The 21,710-nt window shown below is 61.6% G+C and carries 18 protein-coding genes; 5 read left to right on the top strand and 13 right to left on the bottom strand.

Features of this window, described 5'->3' with window-relative positions:
- Positions 1-32: 32 nt before the first annotated feature.
- The 8 genes from nrfD to MOP44_RS08265 all read right to left on the bottom strand — a co-directional run bounded on the left by nrfD (position 33) and on the right by MOP44_RS08265 (position 8,336).
- Positions 33-1,235 (bottom strand): NrfD/PsrC family molybdoenzyme membrane anchor subunit, encoded by a 1,203-nt coding sequence (gene nrfD / locus MOP44_RS08300; RefSeq protein WP_260795558.1) that lies wholly within the window; start codon positions 1,233-1,235, stop codon positions 33-35.
- Positions 1,236-1,321: 86 nt separating this feature from the next.
- A complete protein-coding gene (locus tag MOP44_RS08295; protein ID WP_260795557.1) occupies positions 1,322-2,053 on the bottom strand; it encodes a 4Fe-4S dicluster domain-containing protein in 732 nt (243 codons plus the stop codon).
- Complete coding sequence (locus MOP44_RS08290) at positions 2,050-2,526, bottom strand: cytochrome c3 family protein (RefSeq protein WP_260795556.1); 477 nt, start codon at positions 2,524-2,526, stop codon at positions 2,050-2,052. Before MOP44_RS08290 ends, MOP44_RS08295 begins: the two co-directional genes overlap by 4 nt.
- A 281-nt stretch (positions 2,527-2,807) precedes the next feature.
- A complete protein-coding gene (locus tag MOP44_RS08285) occupies positions 2,808-4,559 on the bottom strand; it encodes a thiamine pyrophosphate-dependent enzyme (RefSeq protein WP_260795555.1) in 1,752 nt (583 codons plus the stop codon).
- A gap of 154 nt (positions 4,560-4,713) precedes the next feature.
- Positions 4,714-5,382: a hypothetical protein gene (locus MOP44_RS08280; RefSeq protein WP_260795554.1), complete on the bottom strand. Its 669-nt coding sequence runs from the start codon at positions 5,380-5,382 to the stop codon at positions 4,714-4,716.
- A 241-nt stretch (positions 5,383-5,623) separates the two neighbouring features.
- Positions 5,624-6,160 carry a hypothetical protein gene (locus MOP44_RS08275; protein ID WP_260795552.1) on the bottom strand — a complete coding sequence of 179 codons (537 nt, stop codon included), beginning with the start codon at positions 6,158-6,160 and terminating at the stop codon, positions 5,624-5,626.
- A gap of 227 nt (positions 6,161-6,387) precedes the next feature.
- Complete coding sequence (locus MOP44_RS08270; protein ID WP_260795551.1) at positions 6,388-7,389, bottom strand: transaldolase; 1,002 nt, start codon at positions 7,387-7,389, stop codon at positions 6,388-6,390.
- Positions 7,390-7,499: 110 nt separating this feature from the next.
- Positions 7,500-8,336, bottom strand: a complete 837-nt coding sequence (locus MOP44_RS08265) for a fumarylacetoacetate hydrolase family protein (RefSeq protein WP_260795550.1) — start codon at positions 8,334-8,336, stop codon at positions 7,500-7,502.
- Between the two features lie 90 nt (positions 8,337-8,426).
- Between MOP44_RS08265 and MOP44_RS08260 the strand changes: the two genes are divergently transcribed.
- Positions 8,427-8,819, top strand: a complete 393-nt coding sequence (locus MOP44_RS08260; RefSeq protein WP_260795549.1) for a putative quinol monooxygenase — start codon at positions 8,427-8,429, stop codon at positions 8,817-8,819.
- Position 8,820: 1 nt separating this feature from the next.
- On the opposite strand, the gene MOP44_RS08255 is transcribed toward MOP44_RS08260, so the two are convergent.
- A complete protein-coding gene (locus MOP44_RS08255; protein ID WP_260795547.1) occupies positions 8,821-9,897 on the bottom strand; it encodes a fibronectin type III domain-containing protein in 1,077 nt (358 codons plus the stop codon).
- Between the two features lie 138 nt (positions 9,898-10,035).
- On the opposite strand from MOP44_RS08255, the gene MOP44_RS08250 reads away from it, so the two are divergent.
- The 3 genes from MOP44_RS08250 to MOP44_RS08240 all read left to right on the top strand — a co-directional run bounded on the left by MOP44_RS08250 (position 10,036) and on the right by MOP44_RS08240 (position 14,695).
- Positions 10,036-11,169 carry an MFS transporter gene (locus tag MOP44_RS08250; RefSeq protein WP_260795546.1) on the top strand — a complete coding sequence of 378 codons (1,134 nt, stop codon included), beginning with the start codon at positions 10,036-10,038 and terminating at the stop codon, positions 11,167-11,169.
- A gap of 95 nt (positions 11,170-11,264) precedes the next feature.
- Positions 11,265-12,824, top strand: coding sequence for a protoporphyrinogen oxidase (gene hemG, locus MOP44_RS08245; protein WP_260795544.1), 1,560 nt, complete (start codon positions 11,265-11,267; stop codon positions 12,822-12,824).
- 182 nt (positions 12,825-13,006) lie between these two features.
- Positions 13,007-14,695, top strand: a complete 1,689-nt coding sequence (locus MOP44_RS08240; RefSeq protein WP_260795542.1) for a patatin-like phospholipase family protein — start codon at positions 13,007-13,009, stop codon at positions 14,693-14,695.
- Between the two features lie 35 nt (positions 14,696-14,730).
- Here MOP44_RS08240 and MOP44_RS08235 read toward each other — a convergent pair whose 3' ends face one another.
- Entirely contained in the window at positions 14,731-16,851 is a 2,121-nt protein-coding gene (locus tag MOP44_RS08235; protein ID WP_260795541.1) for an alpha-galactosidase, read from the bottom strand.
- Between the two features lie 93 nt (positions 16,852-16,944).
- Positions 16,945-18,156, bottom strand: a complete 1,212-nt coding sequence (locus MOP44_RS08230; protein ID WP_260795540.1) for a VIT1/CCC1 transporter family protein — start codon at positions 18,154-18,156, stop codon at positions 16,945-16,947.
- 396 nt (positions 18,157-18,552) lie between these two features.
- Here MOP44_RS08230 and MOP44_RS08225 point away from each other — a divergent pair, with 396 nt between their 5' ends.
- A complete protein-coding gene (locus MOP44_RS08225) occupies positions 18,553-19,815 on the top strand; it encodes a sugar MFS transporter (protein WP_260795539.1) in 1,263 nt (420 codons plus the stop codon).
- Between the two features lie 145 nt (positions 19,816-19,960).
- Here the strand turns inward: MOP44_RS08225 and MOP44_RS08220 are convergent, their stop codons facing one another.
- Together MOP44_RS08220 and MOP44_RS08215 are read right to left on the bottom strand one after the other, a co-directional pair.
- Complete coding sequence (locus tag MOP44_RS08220; protein WP_260795538.1) at positions 19,961-20,527, bottom strand: DUF1697 domain-containing protein; 567 nt, start codon at positions 20,525-20,527, stop codon at positions 19,961-19,963.
- Positions 20,528-20,529: 2 nt separating this feature from the next.
- On the bottom strand, positions 20,530-21,645 hold the full coding sequence (locus tag MOP44_RS08215; protein WP_260795537.1) for a DegT/DnrJ/EryC1/StrS family aminotransferase: 1,116 nt from the start codon (positions 21,643-21,645) through the stop codon (positions 20,530-20,532).
- Positions 21,646-21,710 lie beyond the last annotated feature (65 nt).

The raw sequence follows: 21,710 nt of genomic DNA, 5'->3' as shown, positions 1-21,710 counted from the left end.
TCGCCCCCATGTCCGTGCCCTCCGGTTCGAAGTCAGTCTCCGGCGACCGCGACGGTTGGCTTCTGCTCGGTCGGAAGAGAGAGATGCTCTTCTGGCCACGGCGGCAGCAGCTTGATCAACACCCACAGGATTCCCAGCGGCAGAATGGCAAACGCCACGGCAGGCAGCAGACCTTCGCGCGTGACCATGCCCATCTTGTAGGTCGTATAGCCCAGGAAGCTCTTCGAGAAGAGCTGTCCGCCGATAACCACGTTCCAGCGCATCGCGAAGATTCCGATCAGCGTGAGCACACCGGCTGTCACGTACATGCGCTTGCGCGCGACCTCATGCAGGTGCGTGACCTGCGTGATGCCCAGCAGGATCAACGGCACCAGCGTGCCCAGCATGATCTGGACAACAATATGCGAGAAATACAGCCGGGTGTGCACCAGGAAGTTGAGACTGCGGAACGATTCGTCGGCCTCATAAATGCGATGAATCAGATCGAGCATCTCCAGGCTGAAGTCGATGATAAAGGTGTAGAAGAGATACATCGCGATCGTGTCGACGCAGCGCATGTCAATCTGCTTGCCGCGCAGCTTCGTTGTCGCCATGTAGAGCAGCATCACGCACGCAATGCCCGACACCATCGCCGAGAAGATGAACACCACCGGCATCAGTGGCGACGACCACCACGGATTCGCCTTGATCGATCCAAAAATGAATCCCACATAGCCGTGCAGCATGAACGCCGAAGGAATACCGATCAGAGTCACTACCCAGCCCACGCGCTCATCGATATGCAGCGAGCGCGGGCTGATGTTGCGGGAGCCTAGCGTCATCACCTTATAGACGAGCTTCAGCAGGCCCTTTGACGATTGCGCATGAAGCACGATCTCGCGGCGGTAATCGAGCCAGATCTCGAACACCAGCACGGCCATCAGGTACCACAGATACACATAGCCGAACATGGCCATCGCCGAGGTGCTGTGCGGGGTGAAGTACATCTCCGGCGAGCGCTCAGGATGCCCAAGGTGCAGTTGCAGCGGCAGCGGCGCGACGATCAGAAACGACAACGCGGTCAGCAGCGCCAGGCGATATGTCGGCTTCACCGCCTCCACGCGGAAGATCCGCTCCAGCGAGGCGAGAATGAATGCGCCCGCCACCAGCCCCGTAATAAATGGATAGAGAACGATGAGCACGCTCCACTGGAGCTCGATCTCGTTCGGATACATGAAGCCTTCAACACCGTGCATAAATAACTCCAGTTGTCAGTCGTCAGTGATCAGTTGTCAGTTTTTTCTTATTTCTGAACACTGACCACTGGTCACTGAACACTGCCTTATCTCACCGATCCGTCCAGCTCGTTGTAGTAGACCTTCGCGCCTGTCGCCATCTGCGGCTTGAGCACGTGAACGCTGTGCGTCTTCAGGAATGCGTGGATGGGATCGTTCGGGTTCTTCAGGTCAACCAGCTGGCGTGCGCCCGTCGGGCAGCTCTCGCAGCACGCGGTGGTCAGCCCCTTCGTGATGCGGTGATAGCAGAGCGTGCACTTGTCTGCCGTCTTCTTCTCCGGATGGATATACCGGCATCCATACGGGCAAGCCTGCACGCAATACGCGCATCCCAGGCAGTACTTGGGATCGACCAGCACCACGCCATCCGGGCTCACGAACGTTGCGCCCACCGGGCACACCTGCGTGCATGGCGAGTCAGCGCAGTGGTTACAAAGCTTCGGTACAAAGAAGTATTTGCCCGCATCGTCGGTCGCAGCAGGGAAGCCTTCCTTGCCGCCGTCCGGCGAAATCACCTCGGGGTTCGTCATGTCCGTATCGGTGACGTGGTAGCGCTCCACCCAGGTACGGAAGAAGCCATCGGGCACATCGTTCTCCGCCTGGCAGGCGCGCACGCAGTTGCCGCACCCAATGCACTTCGGGATATCGATGAGCATGCCCCACCAGTGGTCGGACATCTTGTAGTTGGGCGCCTCTTCAGGCGTGCCGGCCTTCACGAACTTCCAAGCGATGGCGGCAGTGGGAAGCAGAACGAGTATTTGTCGGCGGGACAGATTCACTTGGCGCCTCCTGCGGCCGGCGCCGCTCCAATAACGGGGCTGTGCGGCTGGTGGCATGTCTGGCAGGGCATCCCGCTGGAGTGCTCGTCAATCTTCACCTGCGGGAACGATTTGGGACGGGCGGTGGATGCGGCGTGACAGTGCCCGCACAAAACGGCCGTGTCCGGCTTCGGAGGCGTGACCGAACTTGGATCATTCGCGTGCTGCGCCTGCGGCCCATGGCACGCCTCGCAGTTCACGCCTGCGTGCTTGCCGGCCTTCTTTACGTCGAGCACGTCACTGTGACATGTCTCACAAGTCTCGTGCCCGGCGAAATGAACCTGCCGCGCTCCGATCTCACCGATCGACGCGGCTCGGTAGTGCCCATATTGCCCAAAGCTTTTGGGAACAACGTAGCCGCGGACCACCCAGAACACCAGGAATGCGACTACAAAAAGTCCTGCAAATCGAAACAGATGTGCTGCGTCTTTCATCCCGTCCTGATTCCAGCGGCAGCCGCTGACGCCTGCATCTCGCGTCTACCGCAATGTGATCCAGATCATCGAACGCAGCAAGATTAGCTTGATTTAACGATGACTTGTATGTGAGGAGAATCACATGCTCATGTGACGGAACGCATACTGCCGCTCCGCGATCCGTGCGTGGATGTGATTTGGATTACGGCGCGGAAAGAGATAAGGACTTGATTCCATGTCACAAAATGACAGGCGCCGGATGGCACTTCCATCCGGCGCCTGGTTAGTTTCTCGCGGCCCTAGACCACCTCGCGGATCTGATCTTCCGCAAGCGTCTTGATGATTTTGCTGGCATCCTTCTGCCCGCGCAGCAGCGCCTTCGCGAAGTGCAGCGCCTGATCGGTTGTCACCTTGCCGGGCATCGGCGGCTCGTTAGGATCGACCACCGCCTGCACCACACTCGGCCCGGGATGCGCCAGCGCTTCGCGCAGCACAGCTTCGGCGTCTTCCGCGCGCTCAAGAGTGAAGCCGCGCGCGCCGCATGCCTCCGCCACCTTGGCGAAATCTATCGGGTGCAATTCCACGCCGAACTCGGGATTGCCCTCCAAAACAATTTGCTCCCACTTGATTTGGCCGAGCACGTTATTCTTCACAACAATCACCGTCACATTGAGGTTGTATTTCACCAGCGTGGCGATCTCGGCCATCAGCATCGACAGCCCGCCATCGCCCACCACGCACACGACCTGCCGGCCGGGATAGGCCGCCGCAGCGCCGATACTGTAGGGCAGCCCGTTGGCCATGGTGGCCAGCATGCCCGAGAGCGAGAACTGCATATTGCCGCGCATCTGCACGTAACGCGCGGTCCACGTGGCGATGGTGCCGCTATCGGCGCTGACAATTGCATCGTCATTCAGCAGGCGGCTTAGCGTATGCGTCACGACCTGCGGCTTCATCGGCATGTCCGTGCGCGTGCCGCGGTCGGTGAGCAGCTCGTTCCAATCCTTCATCCGCTCCTGCGCCTTCTTGAGGAACTTGCCGTCCTTCTTCTTCAGCATCGGGAGCAGCGCCTGCAGGATCGTCTTTGAGTCTCCAGTAAGCGCCACATCGACAGGATGGCGCAGTCCCACGCGCGTGGGGTCTAGTTCGATCTGCACGCACTTGGCCTGCCCCGGCTTGGGAAGAAACTCCATGTACGGAAAGCTGGTGCCGATCATGATCAGCGTGTCGCACTCATTCATGGCGTCGACCGAGGGCGCTGTACCTAGGAGCCCAATGCCGCCCGTGGTGTAGGGACTCTGATCCGGCAGCACGCCTTTGCCCAGCAGCGCTTTCACCACCGGGCCGCCCACCAACTCGGCAAGCTGTTCCACTTCTTCGCGTGCATGCAGAGCGCCGCGTCCGACGAACACCGTGACCTTGGAGCCCTTGTTGATGATTTCGGCTGCCTGCTCCAGCAACGCCGTCGCCGGACGAAACGCAAGCGGCGCGGCCAGGTCGGCGCTGTGCATGGGAACGTTGGCCTTCGAGCGCTGCTCGTCAGAGACCTTCCACTCCTGCATGTCCTTGGGAATAGTGATATGCGCGACGCCGCGGCGTCCGTATGCCGCACGAATGGCCATGTCGACAAGGTTCTCCGCATGCGCCGGGCCCATCAGGCGCTCATTGAAGACCGCCACATCCATGAAGACTTTGTCGAGGTCCACGTCCTGCTGATAACTCATCCCGATCAGGTCGTGAAACGTGTGTCCCGTGATGGCGAGCACCGGCTGCAGATCGCACTTCGCGTCATAGAGCCCGTTGAGTAGATGAATGCCTCCCGGACCGGATGTTGCAACGCAGACGCCGATGCGCCCCGTGTACTTCGCATAGCCCACCGCGGCAAACGCCGCCGCCTCCTCATGTCGCACCTGCACAAAGCGCAGCTTGTCCTGATGTGTCCGAAGTGCCTCGAAGAAGCCGTCTACGCCGTCGCCGGGCAGACCGAAGATTGTATCGACGCCCCAGTCGATGAGGCGTTCCACTATGAGGTCCGAAGTTGTTTTTGCCATTTGATCTCTCGCTCGCGGGGAAACCGCGGCCGATCAGTACGATGCCAACAGGGGAGTGGCCGTTGTCATGGGCGCACTTTCGATCCGATGCGCGACGGTCACCAAAAGCAAAGGGCCGACACGCGGCCGGCCCGATCTGCGAATCATAATCCCGCTATTGAATCGGCGGAGCGGGCAGCGCCTTTCGCCTGCTCAAATCCTCCCGCACCAGCGTGAGCCCCAGAATGCACCGCTCGAACCAGTCGCTGAGCCGCCCAAACAAAGGCGCTTCCTTCTCGTACTCGAACAGGTTGAACTGGCTCACAATGTAGTAGCTCTCTTTGCCCGCTCGCACCAGTTCTTCCAATGATGGATTGCCACGCCGGTGGCGGCGCCAAGGCTCCACGGCCTCGGGATACATCCCTGCAACAAACAGTGAATAATCGCCGATGTGTTTGCGGATCAGCCGCTCGGCGTCGAACGAGGGAGCTGTACCGTTCACCGGGTCAGCCGCCAGCAGCATCTGCTCCAGCTCATCAATGGGCCGCCCCTGGCCGTCGCGCACCTTGTAGAGCTTGTCAGAACGCGAAAACTCGCACAGCAGATGCGCCACATAGCTTGTCACATCGGGATCGTTCAGGCCGAGCTTGACCTCATAGTTATTGCGCACGGCCTGGTGGAAGAATTGCTCGAGGGGATGGGACTGCGGCTGATTCTGCGGCTGCATGGTGACCTCCTGAGCGCCTCGGACTTCATCCGGTTTGCGCTCGATTGCGCGCAGGTCCGACCATCTTGCAGGCCGTGGCGGGTTCGCCGATGCGCGCAGCCGGAGGACTCCAGCCACTGCCTTTGAGGCTCATGCACGAAGACTGTTGGTCTCCGCGGGAACGCCTCACTTAGTTGGGTTTGACCCCGACTTTACCGCAAATGTTGTGCCCGTCAAGAGGGGGACGCAACACTTTTCTGGCAGTGTGGTGCTCGGATTGCAAACACTCGGCCACTTTTCTTCCACAAATGTTCAGGGCCGGGATGCATTGTCCCGGCCCTTTAGTTGTGACAGCGAGCAGCAATACAGGAGCAGAAACTCAGGCGGCGGGTGCGGCGAGCGCAAGCCGCTTGCCCAGTTCTTCGCGGACCAACGCCAGGCCGAGAACGTAGCGCTCAAACTGGTCGCACAGGCGCTGGAACAGCGGCGCTTCACGGCGATACTCGAAAACGTTGAACTGGCTTACGACGTAATAGCTTTCCTTGCCGGCGCGAATGAGCTCACCGAGGGTGGGACGGCGGCCGCGATTGTCGTAATCGCCATCAATCGCCTCCGGTACCATGCCCGCTACGAACAGGCAATAGTCACCCACGTACTTGCGGATGGAGCGCTCGGCATCGAACGACGGCGCCGTGCCGTGCACCGGATCGGAGGCGCGCATGATGCCCACCAGATCCTCGATGCTGTGGCCGGTCATACCGCGCTTCAGGAAGAGATTCTCGTCTTCAGAAAAATGGCAAAGAACGCGCGAGAGATAACCGCTGATTTCAGGATCGTTCAGCCCCAGCTTTCCTTCGAAGATGCTGGTGACTTCATGAAGAAAAAATGGCTCAAGCGGATGAGCTGGCGAATGCATACACGTCTCCTCGGCACATGCACAGGGGAATCTAGGCCAATGGGTCCCGGATGCACCTTGCGCAGCGCGGGGCGAATTGCCCAGCCTTGCTGTTTGCTTGCTGTTGAATTGAATGTAGCGCAACCTGAGAGGAATTCAAGTGATTTAAATCACCACTTTTGTGGGAGTACCAGCAGCAACAAAAAAGGGCAGCCGCGTGGGCCGCCCTCTTGTGAAGCAATGACGAGTTAAACGCTTGCTGGTGTACGCGATTCGAGTTCGGCCAGCCGCTTCGAGAGCAGGCCTTCCAGGCTGACCAGCGCCTTCGAGAAGCCCTCGATTCCCTCCGTCAGCTTGTCGTGCGCCATGCGGTCCTCGGCATGCATCCGCTCGAAGGTCGCCTCGTCCATGGGAATCCGCTCGATCTGCATCGATTTGGCCTTCTCGGGATCCAGCTTGCGGGGCAGGTCGCCCTGCGTCTTTTCAAGCTCTGCCAAGAGCTGCGGCGAGATGGTCAGCAGGTCCGATCCGGCCAATTCGGTGATCTCGCCGATGTTACGGAAGCTAGCGCCCATCACCTGCGTTTTGTAGCCGAAATGCTTGTAGTAGTTGTAGATGCGGGTCACCGACTGCACGCCAGGGTCGTCCGCGCCCTGGTAGTCCTTGCCTGTGTCCTTCTTGTACCAGTCCAGAATGCGGCCCACGAATGGCGAAATCAGCGTGACGCCCGCTTCGGCACAGGCGATTGCCTGGTGCATCCCGAACAGCAGCGTGAGGTTGCAGTGAATGCCTTCTTTTTCAAGCTGTTCGGCGGCCTTGATGCCCTTCCAGGTCGAAGCAATCTTGATCAGCACATGCTCGCGGCCGATACCTGCCTCATCGTACTGCTTGATGATGGCGCGGGCCTGGTCGATGGTCTTCTGGGTGTCGTAGGACAGGCGCGCGTCGACTTCCGTCGAGACGCGGCCCGGAACAATCTCCAGGATCCGCTTGCCGAATGCGACTGCCAGCCGCTCAAAGGCCAGCTTGGCCACGTCAGTGTCGCTGGCGCTCTCGCCTTTTTCGTCGCGAGCCTGCTTCAATACGCTGTCTACCAGCTCCTGATACTGCGGCATTTGCGCGGCGGCGGCGATCAGCGAAGGATTGGTTGTGGCGTCGGTAGGCTTGAATTCCTTGATCGCCTCGAAGTCGCCGGTGTCGGAAACAACGGTGGTATAGCTGCGCAATTGCTCGAGCAGATTCTGCGGCATGATTCCTCCTGCGCGTGCCGTGCGGCGAAGGGGCGCCGCAGACAGCGGACACTATCAGTCTACGCCCCTTTCGATGCCTGCCGTGTGAACAGGTTTCAGGGCGGGCAGAGCTATTCCGGTTGAAACGTATTTGAAAGGACGCCCAGCCCCGCCACCGAAACATCCACGCGATCACCCGCCACGAGCGGCCCCACGCCGGCTGGGGTCCCCGTCAGCACCAGGTCGCCCGGCTCCAGCGTGATGGCCTGGGTGATGTACTCGAGCAGTTGCGGGACTGAGAAGATGAAGTCCGCCGTCGAGCCATGCTGGCGCACCTCGCCGTTCACCCGCGTCTCGAGCACGACACCCGCCGCTGGATCGATCTCGTCGCTCACGAAGGGACCCACCGGGCAGAAAGTGTCCCAGCCCTTGCCGCGCGTCCACTGGCCTTCCTTCTTCTGCAGGTCGCGCGCCGTCACATCGTTGGCCAGCGTGTAGCCGCGAATCGTCGAACGCCAGTCGCCGTCTGCGTTGAACCGGCTGGTACGTTTGCCGATCACGAATGCCAGCTCGCCCTCGAAGTCCACGCGCTGCGAGGCCGCCGGCATGCGCACAACGCCACCCGGAGCCAGCAAGGACGACGTCGGCTTGAAGAACAACAGCGGCTCCGTGGGAACCTCGTTGCCTAGCTCCTTCGCGTGGTCGCGATAATTGCGCCCCACGCAGATGATCTTTGACGGCGTAACCGGAGCCAGCAGTTGCGCCGCGCTGAGCGGCAGCGGATCGAAGTCGAGCCCCGCCGGATCGACAGCCAACTTCCGCTTTGCGGCCGCTAGTGCCCGCTCCAAATGGAACGCGAAATCTTCCTCAGGCGCATCCATCAGGTCAACGATCCACGGCTCGCCGCCGCGATCTTCGATGCGTCCGTAGTGAACCTGTCCTTCGAATAGAAATCGACAATATTTCATGGCGTTTACTCGTTACGATGCTAAACCCAAAGCGGGCGGCGAGTGGGCGTAGCTCTTATAGCAAACGCCACTGCGTAGTAGGATTCCGGCATGACATCCAGGCAGGCAATGATCATGAGTATGCTCGCGCTCGTTGCATTCTTCACTCCAGCAACGTTCACACATGCCCAAAAACCAGACGCGCGCATAATTCGACTGGCAGAGCTGGAGATTAACCCTGCAAAGGTAGAGCAATACAAGGTGGCGCTTCGGGAAGAGATTTCCTCTTCCATACGCTTGGAACCGGGGGTTATAACCCTGTACGCCGTGTCTGTTAAAGATCATCCTGAAAAGGTCAGGCTCTTCGAGATGTATCTAAACCGGGCTGCCTATGACTCTCACATCCAGTCTCCGCACTTCAAAAAGTACAAAGCCGAAACGCAGAGTATGGTCAGGTCGCTGACGTTAGTTGAGACTGACCCCATCCTGCTGGGATCAAAATAGCTCACTGCTGCGGCACGGCATCCGAGGCCTCATCCGACCGTCCGCTCTCGTTTCCGCGCGCATCCACCGCTGTGACGGCATAACTGTACGTGTGCCCCGCCTGCACCTCGGCGTCATGGAAAGCCGGACCCACCACGAGCTGATCGCCAGAGATACGCTTCCACTCCGATTGCCCTTCGCGCCGATAGACCCTGTAGCCTGCAACATCAGCTTCGGCATCCGGCTGCCAGCTCAGGTCGATCGATGCCGGCGAACCGCCCGTTGCCCCGGTTGCAACGGCAGCAAGCCCCGCGGGAACCACTGGCGGGAAAATATCCTCCGCTGCGATCCGGACCGGCGCCGACAGCTCGCCGTCCAGTTCGATCTGCTTGCCTTCCGCCGTGATCCGCGCGATCCGCTGCGCCCGGTATTCGTAGCTGCGCCCGAAGCGGATTTCCTTATCCATCGCCCCGCCGCCGTCCGGCTCAACCAGCAGGTCGAGCGTCACCGGCTCCGCGGCGGGCGTGAGCGGCCCCTCCTTCGGCTTTGCTTCCGGAGGATTCAGCAAGGTCCGCTTCAGCCGGATCGACTCCTTTGAATCGGCGGCGCTCCAGCGCAGCACAACCCCCTGCTTGCGCACTTCGGCGGCCAGTCCGGTGACCGGCGCAGGAGCCTGCCCCGCCAGAATCACCCCCGCATTCGACAACCCCGCCGACTTGCCCTTGCGATTCTTGAGCTCCACAAAGTAGCTCACCGGCCGGGGAGCTCCCGTTGCCAAGGTACCCGGCAGCGGTCCAGTGAACGACGCCTCAGCACTGGGCACAAAGCTGACTTCCCCGGCAGGCACGCAATGCGAAGCGCCCTCGTTCCAGCAAACGTCGGCGGCGATATCGCCCTTCAACAGCACGCGGTCGGTGGTGCGCTTGGGCATGGTCCAGGTCAGCGTGATCTGGTTCCCGGTGCGAGTAGCGGAGAGATCGGTAACACGCTCCGGCAGATTAAGCGAAGGCGGCTGCGGCGCGCCGGGGGTTCCGCACCCAGTCACGCAGATGACAGCCGCAAGCAGCGCGGCCGCCGCACCTTGTCTAGCGATGGACATTCCTCCTCAGTCTACTGGAGTGCCTGCGCTGTTCCGGGCCAGCCCTCCGCGCCAAACGTTACAATGCTTGCGATCCAGAGAACACCCCGACGGGCCACTTCGCGTGCATGCCCGCTCGCTCGAAAGGACACCGCCGCAGTGTTGATCTTCGCCTCCATCCTCGCCATCTTTGTCTACGGCATGATTGCCGCCATGCTGGGGACCATCCTGCCCGACCTGTCTGACCGCTTCAGGCTCTCGCCCGCGCAGAACGGTACCATCGCCACGGCCCAGGCCATCGGGCTCATGATCGCCTCGCTCGCCGTAGGCCCGCTGCTCGACACGCAGGGGGACAAGATCGGCCTCCTGCTCGGTCTCGCGTTCATTGCCATCGCGCTCTTCGGCCTGCCGCGTTCGGGCGGATACGGCTCGATCGTGTTCCTCATGTTTCTGCTCGGCATCGGCGGCGGCATCGTAGTCACCGGCGCCAACGCCCTCGCCTCGGCCGTCAGTGCCGACCACCGCGCCACCGCGCTCAATCTCGTCAATCTCTTCTTCGGACTTGGCGGCCTGCTCACGCCGTTCATCTCCGCCAACCTGTTCAACCGCAACTGGGTCCGCCTCTGCTACACCATCGCGGTGCTCACGGTCGTGGTCGCGGTCTACCAGATCGCCGTCCCCATGCCCGCTCCCGCCGGCGGCACAGGATCGCTCTTCACCCAGGCAGGACCGCTGCTCGGCCGCCCCATGCTCTACCTCCTGGGCCTGTTCCTGTTCCTCTACATCTCTTGTGAAGTAGGCGTGTGGAACTGGCTGGCCCGCCATCTAATCGCGCAGGGCATCCCCGAGTCGAAGGCGCTGAACATTCTCTCGCTTGGATTCGCCCTCGGCTTGCTGGTCGGCCGCGTTGCCGTCTCGCCCGTATTCAAGAGCGTGTCCCCGGTCGTGGTGCTCCTCATCGCCTCCGTCGCCATGGCGATCACGACTTTCCTGATGCTGCAGACCACCAAGCCCGGCGCAGCCGCCGCTCTGGTCTTCGTCGCCGGAGTCGCCATGGCCCCGGTATTTCCCACCACTCTAGCCATCACCGGCACCGCCTTCCCGCAGATGACCGGAACGGCTCTAGGCTTCGTCATCACTTGCGGCTGGGCCGGTCTCGCAGTCAGCTCGCGCATCATCGGCGCCATCGCCGGGCCGGACCCGCTGCGCATCCGTAAGGCGCTGCTGGTGCTCCCCGCGTTCTCCGTCCTGATGATCGGCCTCAACGTGATCATTTGGATGTCGCTGCGGTAGGCACGCAGAAAGTTCAGCTTGGATCGGGGCCGCAGGTGACTTAAATCACACCCCTGCCGGCCCCTCACCGCGTAGGCTCAAGCCAGGAGCACACCATGGGCAGCGCGGTAACCTCCGGCAAAGCGACTGAAACCACCGGATTAAGCTATCTAGAGAAACGTATGCGAACGGCGATCATCGGCGGCGGCATTGCAGGCCTTGCGGCTGCTTACGAGCTTGAGAAAGCGCGCGCCGTAAATCCCAACATTGAGTACACGCTGTTCGAGTCGCGCGAGCGCCTCGGTGGATCGCTGGCAACCGATCTCTACGAAGGCTCAGTCCTCGAGCGCGGACCCGACTCATTTCTGACCGAGAAGCCCGCAGCCGCGGAGCTATGTCGCGAGCTGGGCATCGGTGGCGACCTGATCCCCTCTAACGACGCCGATCGCAAGACCTGGATCGTGGTGAAAAACCGGCTCGTCGGCCTACCCGACGGCCTCATGTTCCTGGTGCCCACCAAGCTTGTGCCCACGGCCCTCTCGCCTCTGTTCTCAATTGCCACCAAAATCCGCATGGGCCTTGAGCTGCTTCATCCGCCACGCCCCAGCACCGAAGACGAATCCGTAGCCGCATTGGTCGAGCGCCATTTCGGCAAAGAGGCGGTAGACCGTCTCGCCGACCCACTGCTTTCAGGTATCTATGGCGGCGACGCCACCCAGCTAAGCGCCCGCACCGTCCTGCCGCGCCTGGTTGAAATGGAAGCCGAGTATGGCTCCCTGAGTCGCGGCATGCTGGCCGCACACAAAAAGATGAGGGCCGCCATGGCCGCGAGAGCGAAATCCGCCGGCGCGCCTGCACCCGGGGCACCACCCGCCCCTGACCGGCTCAAATCCGTTGGCGCTCAGCCCACTGGCCCGCGCTCCATCTTCACCGGCCTTCGCGGCGGCTTGCAGCAGCTTGTCGAAGCCATCGTGGCCAAGCTCGACCCTCTCGCCATCCGCCTCAGTACCGCAGTCGATTCCATCGAGCGCACGGCTGCCGGCTGGCAGATCACGGCTGCAGGCGAAACCAGCGTCTACGACGCCGTGATTGTCGCCTCTCCGGCCTGGGCTGCGTCCGCGATGCTCTCAACAGTCGATGCGGAACTGGCCAACGAACTCGCCGGCATTCCCTACTCGTCGTCCATCACGCTCAATCTCGTCTACGACGAGGCGAAGATCGGCACGCTACCGGAAGGATTCGGCTTCCTGGTCCCGGCCAGTTCGGGCCGCGCCATGCTGGCCTGCACCTTTGCGCACCGCAAGTTCCTCGGCCGCACCGCCCCCGGAAGAGCCGTGCTCCGCGCGTTCCTCGGCGGCATGCGCAACGAGGCGCTTATGGCCGAGCCCGACAATGTCCTGATCGCCACGGTACGCCGCGAGCTGAGCGAGATCCTGGGCTCCCGTGTCATCGGCCTTCACATCGAACCAGAGTTTGCGCAGGTCAATCGCTGGCGCCGCGCCATGGCGCAGTACGCCGTGGGACACAAGGACCGCATGACCCGCATCAACGGGCGCGTGGCCGCCATTCCGGGGCTCCACCTGGTCGGAAACGCCTACGACGGCATCGGCATCCCGGACTGCATCCGTCTCGGCCGCAAAGCTGCACAGGCCATCGCCTCGTCAGCCAAGAAATAAACCGCACCGCCGGAGAATTTTCCCGGCGCATTGCCCCTCTCCCAAGCTAGAATCCCCTCGCATCCTCATCGAGCAAAACAGAGCGCCGGACGAAGTCCGTCGCCAATGCAGTTTTTCGTTCCCTTGATCCGCAATGTCTGAGATTCCCGGTGTCTTCACCAATTCCGGCCGGAGGTAAGACCATGGCCAAGCATGTTGCTATCACGATCGCAGGCGCAGTATCACTGGGCAGTTACGAGGGCGGCGTCCTCTATGAACTTCTCCGCGCCATTCGAACTCACAACGAACAACCAGGGATCGACGAGAGCCGCAAGATCTACATCGACGTCCTCACCGGAGCCTCCGCCGGCGCCATGACTGCCGCCATGGTGGCGCAGCGCCTGATGTACGACGCCGATGCCCTTGAAGACACACCGGGCCAGAACGCCCCCACCAACTCCATGTACGAAGCGTGGGTCAACAAGATCAGCCTGAAGGGCCTCGTATGGATGCCTGCGGAGCCCAAGTGGCACTCGCTCTTCTCCTCCAATCTCATCCAGTCCATCGGCAAGACCATGCTGGTCGATTCCATGAAGAATCCCAAGAGCGGCCGGCACCCCGCGGTCGAAACGGTAAATGGCGAGCCCCTGCCTCTGCGCGTCGGCTTCGCCCTCACCAACATGAACGGCATCGACTACATGATCCCGTTCACGGGCAGCACCAAGGACAGCTTCAACTACACCACCTCAGGCGACCAGAAGCTCTTCACTATTACCGGCGACAAAACCACGGACGAGAAAAGCTGGCAGGCCTTTTGCCACGCCGCCGTAGCCTCTGGAGCCTTTCCCGCTGCATTCAGGGCCCAGCCCATTCCGCACTCCCCCGCAGAATACGACACACCGATCGCTCCGAAGATGCCTCTCGAGCCGGAGCCGGGCGTCTGTTATCTCGACTGGGGCAAGCGAGAGGACCCCTCCTCGTTCGTCCACTGCGACGGCGGCGTTCTCCAGAATCAGCCTCTGGGCATAGCCAAGAATCTGGTCGATGCAGCGGTCGCGGAACGCGCGAAGAGGGATCCCGCGGCGCATTGTGACAGCGACGATCGGCTTTACGTCTTCGTCTCGCCGCACTCGGTCAAGTCCACTGCGGAAGACATCCACCTCAAGAAGCTATCTATCCTGGCGGAGATCAGACATCTGGTGAACGTGTATTTGCGCCAGGCGGCTTTCCATGACTGGATCACCGCCGAAGAGATGAACCGCAAAATCACGCTGCTCGATCAGCGTGCCTTCCAGCTGGCCGACCTGATTATTGGGGGAGATCCGGACGTGGATGTCTCGGCACTCTCGACGGCTGCATTCGGTCTGAACAAGCTCCTGATGGCCAATGCTATGCCGCAGCGCCTCTCCCGCCTTCGGCAGCAATACAGCGCGCAATATCAGGGCGTTTCAGACAAACGTGGCCAGCAGGCTGCCGAGGCGTACATCGCCGCGCTCGCCACCCTGGAAGCAGCCGCCCATCTTGAAAACCGCGACAAGATGAAGATCGCCGCCGTGATTGCATCCGAGAAGGAACTCGCCGGCGCCGGCCTCGCCGCCTTCGTTGGCTTCTTCCGCAAGAAGTATCGCCAGCACGACTACTGGATGGGCCGCGTGAAAACGCGCGAGTACCTGCAGAGTCCTGCGGTCAAAAACATACTTGGCGTAGTCAACTGGCCCGAGGAGTCCAACTGGACGCCCCAACTCGCGAACCCGTCCGGCGTTGGCAAGCCGGGATTTTTCTCGATCGCCACAGCGGCCATCTTCCCGGGAATCGTCTTCGTGCTCCTGCGAGCCTGGCCGCTGATTCTTCTAGCGCTGGTGGTCTGGGGTCTGATCCACCTGGCGCATTAGCCCACATCAGCGCCACGAAATCGAAGGAGGCGTGCTCACGCCCGCTTCATCTCCAGCACCTCTGCTGGCCCCGCGAAGGGCACGTCAACCCCGCGTGCCCACGCCGAGCGATCAAACGTGCCCAGCACCTTCCCGCTGATCACGACTCGCACACGATACCGCCCTTCCGGAATCAACGGCAGTTCCACTCGCGCACCTGCCACGCCCGACTTATTCCGGAACACCGCCACGACCCCCTCGCCGCTGCGCGCCAGACGCGCAAAACCATCCCACGCTGCCGGAGAAGTCTGCCGCCAGCTTCCCAGCGGAAAGAAGCTGTCGCTCAGCTTTACGGATTTGCGTAGCTCCTTGAACCAGCGAATCTTCTCCCCGTACCACGCCCGATCCGCCGCGCTCAGCTTGCGCAGATCGCCCAGCAGCAGCGGCGCCGAACCGATGGCTGTGGCGAAGCTCTCCTGGATGGTCGGCAACTCGGCATGCATGTTTCCGATCAGCATCGCCTCAACGGGCATCGACGCAGCCCGTGCATAGAGCAGTTGCCGCGCCTGAAGCGGCCCCGCCGCGTCAGGATGCCGGTCATCCACATTGCTCATCCAGTCCAGATCGCCGGCCGCCAGCAAGCCCGCATCGATAATGTGCTTCTGCCCCCACAGCTCGAATGTCAGATCCAGCAGCACATCCGGGTGCTTGGCATACACAGCCGACGTCATCTCCCGAATGCCTTCATAAATCCGGTGCAGCGACTCCGCCCAGTCCGCGTGGTCGTGCCCCTTGGCCCAGCAGCCCGGCGCTTCCCCATACGCATTGAAGATCGTAGTCAGGTCGAGCTTCGCATACGCGAGCCTGAACCGCTCGATGGCGTCGTTGATGCGCTCTGCCGCCGACATGCAGAAGCGCGACGCCATGCACATCACCACCTTCTGCCCTGCCATTGTCCCGGTGGTCTTTACATTCCCGTCGATGTCGCGGGAGGCCCACTCCGGATGCGCCTTGTACACTTCCGTCGTCATCCCGATCGCGGCCGGTGGTATCCACAACCCCAGCCTCATGCCGCGCGACTCAACCGCCTTCAGAATGGGATCAAGCCCGCCCGGAAATGCGGCCAGGTTCACCGCGTTATCTCCGTACTCCTGCTGCCATCCATCGTCAATGGTAAACACATCCATGCCCATCGCCCCGGCGGCTTCTATCAGGTCCATCGAGATCTGCTGATTGATGCCGCGCTCGAACGGCTCCCATGTGTTGTAAATCCACGGAGGCCCGCCCTGGTCCACGCGCCGTTCCAGCACCGCGGCCGTGTAACCCGGCACGCGCCATCGCGGATCGTTGAACGCGTCGCCTCTCCGGAACGGAATCAGCGACGCACTCGCAGTCGTCAGTTCCTCACCGGGCGCCAGCCTCCGCTCAAACGGCATCAGGTCCGTGTCATACATGGCGCTCACGCGTACGCTATCCGGCGCATCCCAGCCAGCGACCTCGGTGCGCTTCATGTATCCTGGCGCCTCGTTCAGAACGGTCACTCCGGCTCCGGTGCGGCCATTCGCCAGCATCAGCCCCGCATCCTCTGAGCGACCCGTATAGAAGATTTCGCGCGGCACAGCTCCGTACTGCGCCAGCAGGGTCATCTCGTTCTCGGGCCCAAGCGCAAACGCCAGATTATCGATCTGCAGGTGTGTGATCTTCAAAGGAGCGGTCCCGGTATTCTTCAGCACCAGGTGCTTGCGGATCGCGGCATGGCCGTCATACACGCTGTAGACCGCACGCACCTCAAGCGGCAGCTTGATGTGACGCAGCCTCACCGCCCTCGTTCGTTTACCCTCGCCAGAGTCTTCGCGGGTGTCCACCAGTTGGAACACGCCACCGTTGCTGCGGCACTCCTGCCCATCACAAATTAGCGAGAACTCGGCGGCCAGCGCGCGCGCATCGGAAACTGCCCCGAGCAGATTCGTCCCCGCCGCAAGATCCGCGATCTGGGTCGTGTAGAGACCCACTCCGGGCGCGTAGGCCACGTCGCGCCGGATCAGCGCATTGCCAATGCTCCACGTCTCGTGCTGATCGGCGTCTGCGAGCCGCGAAGGCCCGCACACAACTCCCGCCGCCAGAACCGCCCCGGCCTGCAGCAGTTCTCTCCTGGTGACTCCTTGCCGCGCTTTCATGTGTTCTCCGTCGATCGTTCCTAACGCTGAACACCATATGTGCGGCACCGGTGTGGAAGCAAGTACTCGCACGCTGACTCGCCGGCGTGAGAACTACAACCCGCTGCTGCCCAGCAGAATACCGATGCCGTACGTGACCGCGCCCTCAATGGCGCCCACAATGGTCATCTCCATGCCCGATGACCACCACGACCTTACCGTAATGAGGCTCTTCGCTGCGCCCACCGCAAAGTGAGCCAGCAGCGACACGATCGCGGCCGCAATCACCGCCGAGATCCCGCTCATGAAGAAGAACGGAATGATCGGAATGGCCGCACCCACCGCGGTCGACAGCGCGCCCGAACTCGCCGACACCATCGGGTTCGACAGCGCCTCTTCCGTCGCACCCAGGCGCTCGCTCGATAGCGCACGCAGCATCTGTTCCGGATCGCGCGCGATGTGATCCACTACGTGGAACGCGTCATCCTCCGGCAGCCCCTTCACCTGGTAGTAGAGCGACAGCAGCTCCCGCGCCTCTGCGGGATTCATCTTGATCGCATCCCGCTCCCGCGCAATCTCCGCGTCGAAGATCTCCCTTTCGCTCTTGGCGGCAAGATACGCGCCCGACCCCATCGACAGCGCCGAGGCGATCATGCCCGAGAGTCCCGCCAGCAGCACATATTTGCTGTCGCCTGCCGTCGCGCCCGATACACCTGACACGATTCCGAAGATCGCCCCCAGCCCGTCATTCACGCCGTAAATCGCGTCCCCAATCCAGCTCCCAGCCTGCTTGCGGCCCTCGTTCCGTTTGGCCAGCAACTCGTCCAGCACTTCCTTGGGATTGACCTTCGGCGCGCTCGGCGACGGCGCATAGTGTCCACGCAACAGCGACCCGAGCTCGCGATGGTGGTCGCGCTCGTCCTCAATCACGTGGTTCAGGATCTCGATTGACGCTTCGTCGCCCAGATCCTTGAGCTGCTTTCCATAGTTCGCGATGTGCCGGCTCTCTTCGATTTCCAGCCGTCTTAGCGCCATGCGTACGCCGCCGGCGCGATTCTGCAGGGTGTCGGCCTCGCCATGCGGATTGCCCGTGTACACCGGCTCCGGCCCGCCTAACTCCTTGATACGGCTGGCCCACAACGCCGCATGCTCCTCTTCGGCGCTGGCCAGGTGGCGCAGCACGTGGGCGCGCACCGCATCGGTATCGCGGTCAGCCAGGGCCCGGTAGGTGTAGCAGCCCACCATCTCCGCCTGCCAATTTTCCTCCAACGCGTCCAGGACTTTTTGGAGGCGGGCTCCGCTCAGGGATTCCTTGGCTGTGGGCATCGTTGAATTGTTCTCCTTGTCACCGTTGAGGATAGCTGAAAAGCAGCGAGCAAGGCACCAAGCCGCCATCAGACCATGGACGGGCCGTCACTTCGCCCAAGCTCGGAGCCTTTGTCCCCCTCTGCCCTTTGTCCCCCATGTCCCTATGTCCCCCATGTCCCTCTGTCCCTTTGTCCCTCTGTCCCTCTGTCCCTCTGTCCCTGCCCCACGGTCTGTGTTCCCTGTCCCTGTACGAATCCCCGCTTTCCCGTATAGTGTTGTTGCAGCGAAAATTCAGGGCCCCGGCACAGGCGAATCGGAGTGCGCCTTGCAACCAGTCGTGTGTGCCGCGCGGTCCAAACTGCACCACGCTCTTACCGGGGCGGACTTTCAGGAGAATCGAGGGAAAAACCTCCCATGGCAACACGATCCACACCACCCACCGCGACAGCACCCTCCGCGCCCAATTACGTAGGCCCGTTCATTACGGTCGCCATCCTGTTCCTGATCTTCGGGTTCATCACCAACCTGAACATGGCGCTGGTCCCGCATCTGCGGAATGTCTTCACGTTGCCGTATGCCTGGGCCATGCTGGCGGAGTCGGCCTTCTTCCTTGCCTACTTTGTCTTCGCAACGCCAACCTCCATGCTCATCCAGTCCATCGGCTACAAGAAGACGATGGTGGTGTCGCTGTTCATCCAGGTGGTGGGTTGCCTGCTGTTCGTTCCCGCGGCCAAAATGGTCAGTTTCCCGCTGTTTCTCACCGCCGTGTTCGTCGTTGGTGCGGGTGTAACTGCCCTGCAGACCGCCGCCAATCCATACGTTGCTATCCTCGGCCCTGAGCACTCCGCGCCTGCCCGCCTCACCCTGGCCCAGGCACTCAACTCGGTCGGCGGCACCATCGCTCCGCTCGTCGCCGGCGCCTACATCCTCACCGACCCAGCCCACATGCAGACTCAGGCGGAAGTGGCCAACACGGTGCGCGGGCCCTATATCGCCATCGCCGGCGGACTGCTCATTCTCGGCCTCGCCGTCATGTTCATGCACCTGCCGCAGATCACGCAGACGCAGGAGTTCCGCCCCGGTAAAGAAAATGATGCCGTCCTCAACCGCAGCATCTGGAGCTACCGGCACACCGTGCTCGCCGCGCTCGGCATCTTCCTTTATGTTGGCGTCGAAGTCGGACTCGCCTCCATCAGTCCCAACTACTTCAAGAACCTGGGCGTTGACAGCCTGAGCAAGGCATCCTTCCTCGTCTCCCTCTACTGGGGTGGCGCGCTGATCGGCCGTCTGCTCGGCTCCTGGATGCTTACTAAGGTCAAGGCCGGCAAGCTGCTCGGCATCTTCGGCGTTCTGGCCACCGTATTCGTCTTCGTCTCCATGGCCACCCAGGGTCAGACCGCTATCTACGCCGTCGTGATCTGCGGATTCTTCAACTCCATCATGTTCCCGAACATCTTCGCGCTCGGCATCGCGGGCCTCGGCCCCATGACCAGCAAGGGCTCGGGCCTGATCATGACCGCGGTTGTCGGCGGCGCCATCGTTCCTCCGCTCATCGGCTACATGGCCGACAAGACCGGAAGCATCCACGAGGCCCTGATCATCCCGGCCATCTGCTACTTCTACATCGCGTTTTATGGTTTCGTGGGATCACACCCCAAGCGCACCGTAACCGCGTAACAACAAGTTCATTGCCTCAGGCAGTGAAGATCCAAGTCCGCGCAAGACTCCATAGGCACGGGATGGATCAGCAGTACAAACTGAAGGCCCTCCGGACATCCGGAGGGCCTTCGCACGTTCACCATGGAAATGCATCCAGGTTAGGTCAGGGCTTCAGCCCTGACTTCGCCGCGATCTCCCGCAGCTTCAGAACCGTGTTCCAATTCCTCGCCGTGCCCGCGCCACCGAGTGCCTTCTCCAACGCCTTCCCCGTGAACTTCGTCTCCGCCGCGCCATCCGGCAGATGCAGGTACAGTGTCTTCCCATCGATATGAAATTGATCGCGCCTATTCGGATACTGATCCACGATGCGCTGCAACCCAGCCGCCGCGCTTGCCGGAGCGGCCTGGCTGAGGAATCCCACATGCACCTTCGCTCCGTCGGCCGCAGCCTCCGCGGCAAACGGATTCCCCGCGATGATCGCGTCGAGTTCCTCCGGCGTGCGAATCAGCACGCCGACGGGAGCGCCAGTGTGTTCCTCAAGAGCCGCAGCCAAATCGCGCGCCACCTTCGCTGCCGATCCCTTCGCATCGAAGACCGCGTTGCCGCTCTGGATGTAGGTTTCGACGTGCTCATAGCCGAGCCCCGCAAGCAGCTTGCGCAGTTCCGCCATCGACAGCTTTCCATAGCCGCCCACATTAACTGCCCGCAACAACGCAATGAACGTCGCCATAGCTATACCGGCTGTGCCTGCCGCACAGCATCTTTGACCGTCTGTGCCGCAAAGGCGATCTGCTCCGCAGTCAGCTCGGGATAGATGGGAAGCGCCAGCACTTCGTTCGCCGCCTTCTCCGACTGCGCCAGCGATCCCACCGCACGATGTTTGCCTGCAAAACACTCCTGCAGATGCATCGGAACCGGATAGTAAATCTCGGTGCCCACATTCGCATCGGTCAGCGCCTTGCGCACAGCATCGCGGTTTTGCACGCGAATCGAATACTGGTTGAAGATGCTCACGCAGTCCGGGCTTATGTGCGGCGTCACCACCGGCGATCCCGCAAACGCCTCGTCATACAGCGCAGCATTGCGGCGGCGCGCAGCCGACCACTCATCCAGGTGCGGCAGCTTCACCAGCAGTACCGCGGCCTGCAGCGGATCGAGCCGGAAGTTGCCGCCCACGACCTTGTGATAGTACTTCGGCTTCGATCCATGCGAACGCATCAGCAGCAGTTGCTCGTGCAGCACCGCGTCGTTGGTCACGCACATGCCACCATCGCCCGCGCCGCCCAGGTTCTTCGAGGGGAAGAAGCTGAAGCAACCGATCGCGCCGATGCTGCCGGCCCTGCGCCCTTTGTACGTCGCGGAAATCGCCTGCGCGGCGTCTTCGATCACCGGAATGTTGTGTCGGTTGGCGATCTCCATGATCGGATCCATGTCGCACATCTGCCCGAACAGGTGCACCGGGATAATCGCCTTGGTCTGCGGCGTAATCGCCGCCTCAATCAGCGCCGGATTGATATTGAAAGTCCCGGGATCGATGTCTACGAAGACCGGTGTCGCGCCTACGCGCGCCACGCAGCCCGCTGTGGCAAAGAAGGTGAACGGAGTCGTGATCACCTCGTCGCCGGTACCAATATTGAGCGCCATCAATGCAGCCAGCAACGCATCGGTGCCGCTCGACATGCCGACCGCGTACTTGCAGGCGCTGAGCGCGGCCACCTTCTTTTCGAGCTCTTCGACTTTGGGGCCGAGGATGCACACCTGCGATTCCAGAACTTCGCTAACTGCCTGCATCACTTCATCGCGGATCGTGGCGTACTGAGCCTTCAAATCGAGCAGAGGTATCTTCATGAATGCCGAATTCCTTCCACCTCGATTTTACGGTGGGCACGTGGACGCCCGATGGCACTTTGATG

Origin of the sequence: Occallatibacter riparius, from assembly GCF_025264625.1 — a bacterium.
GTDB classification, from domain to species: domain Bacteria; phylum Acidobacteriota; class Terriglobia; order Terriglobales; family Acidobacteriaceae; genus Telmatobacter; species Telmatobacter riparius.
Note: the sequence above shows the minus strand (reverse complement) of the source record. Positions and strands in the feature narration are given on the sequence as shown.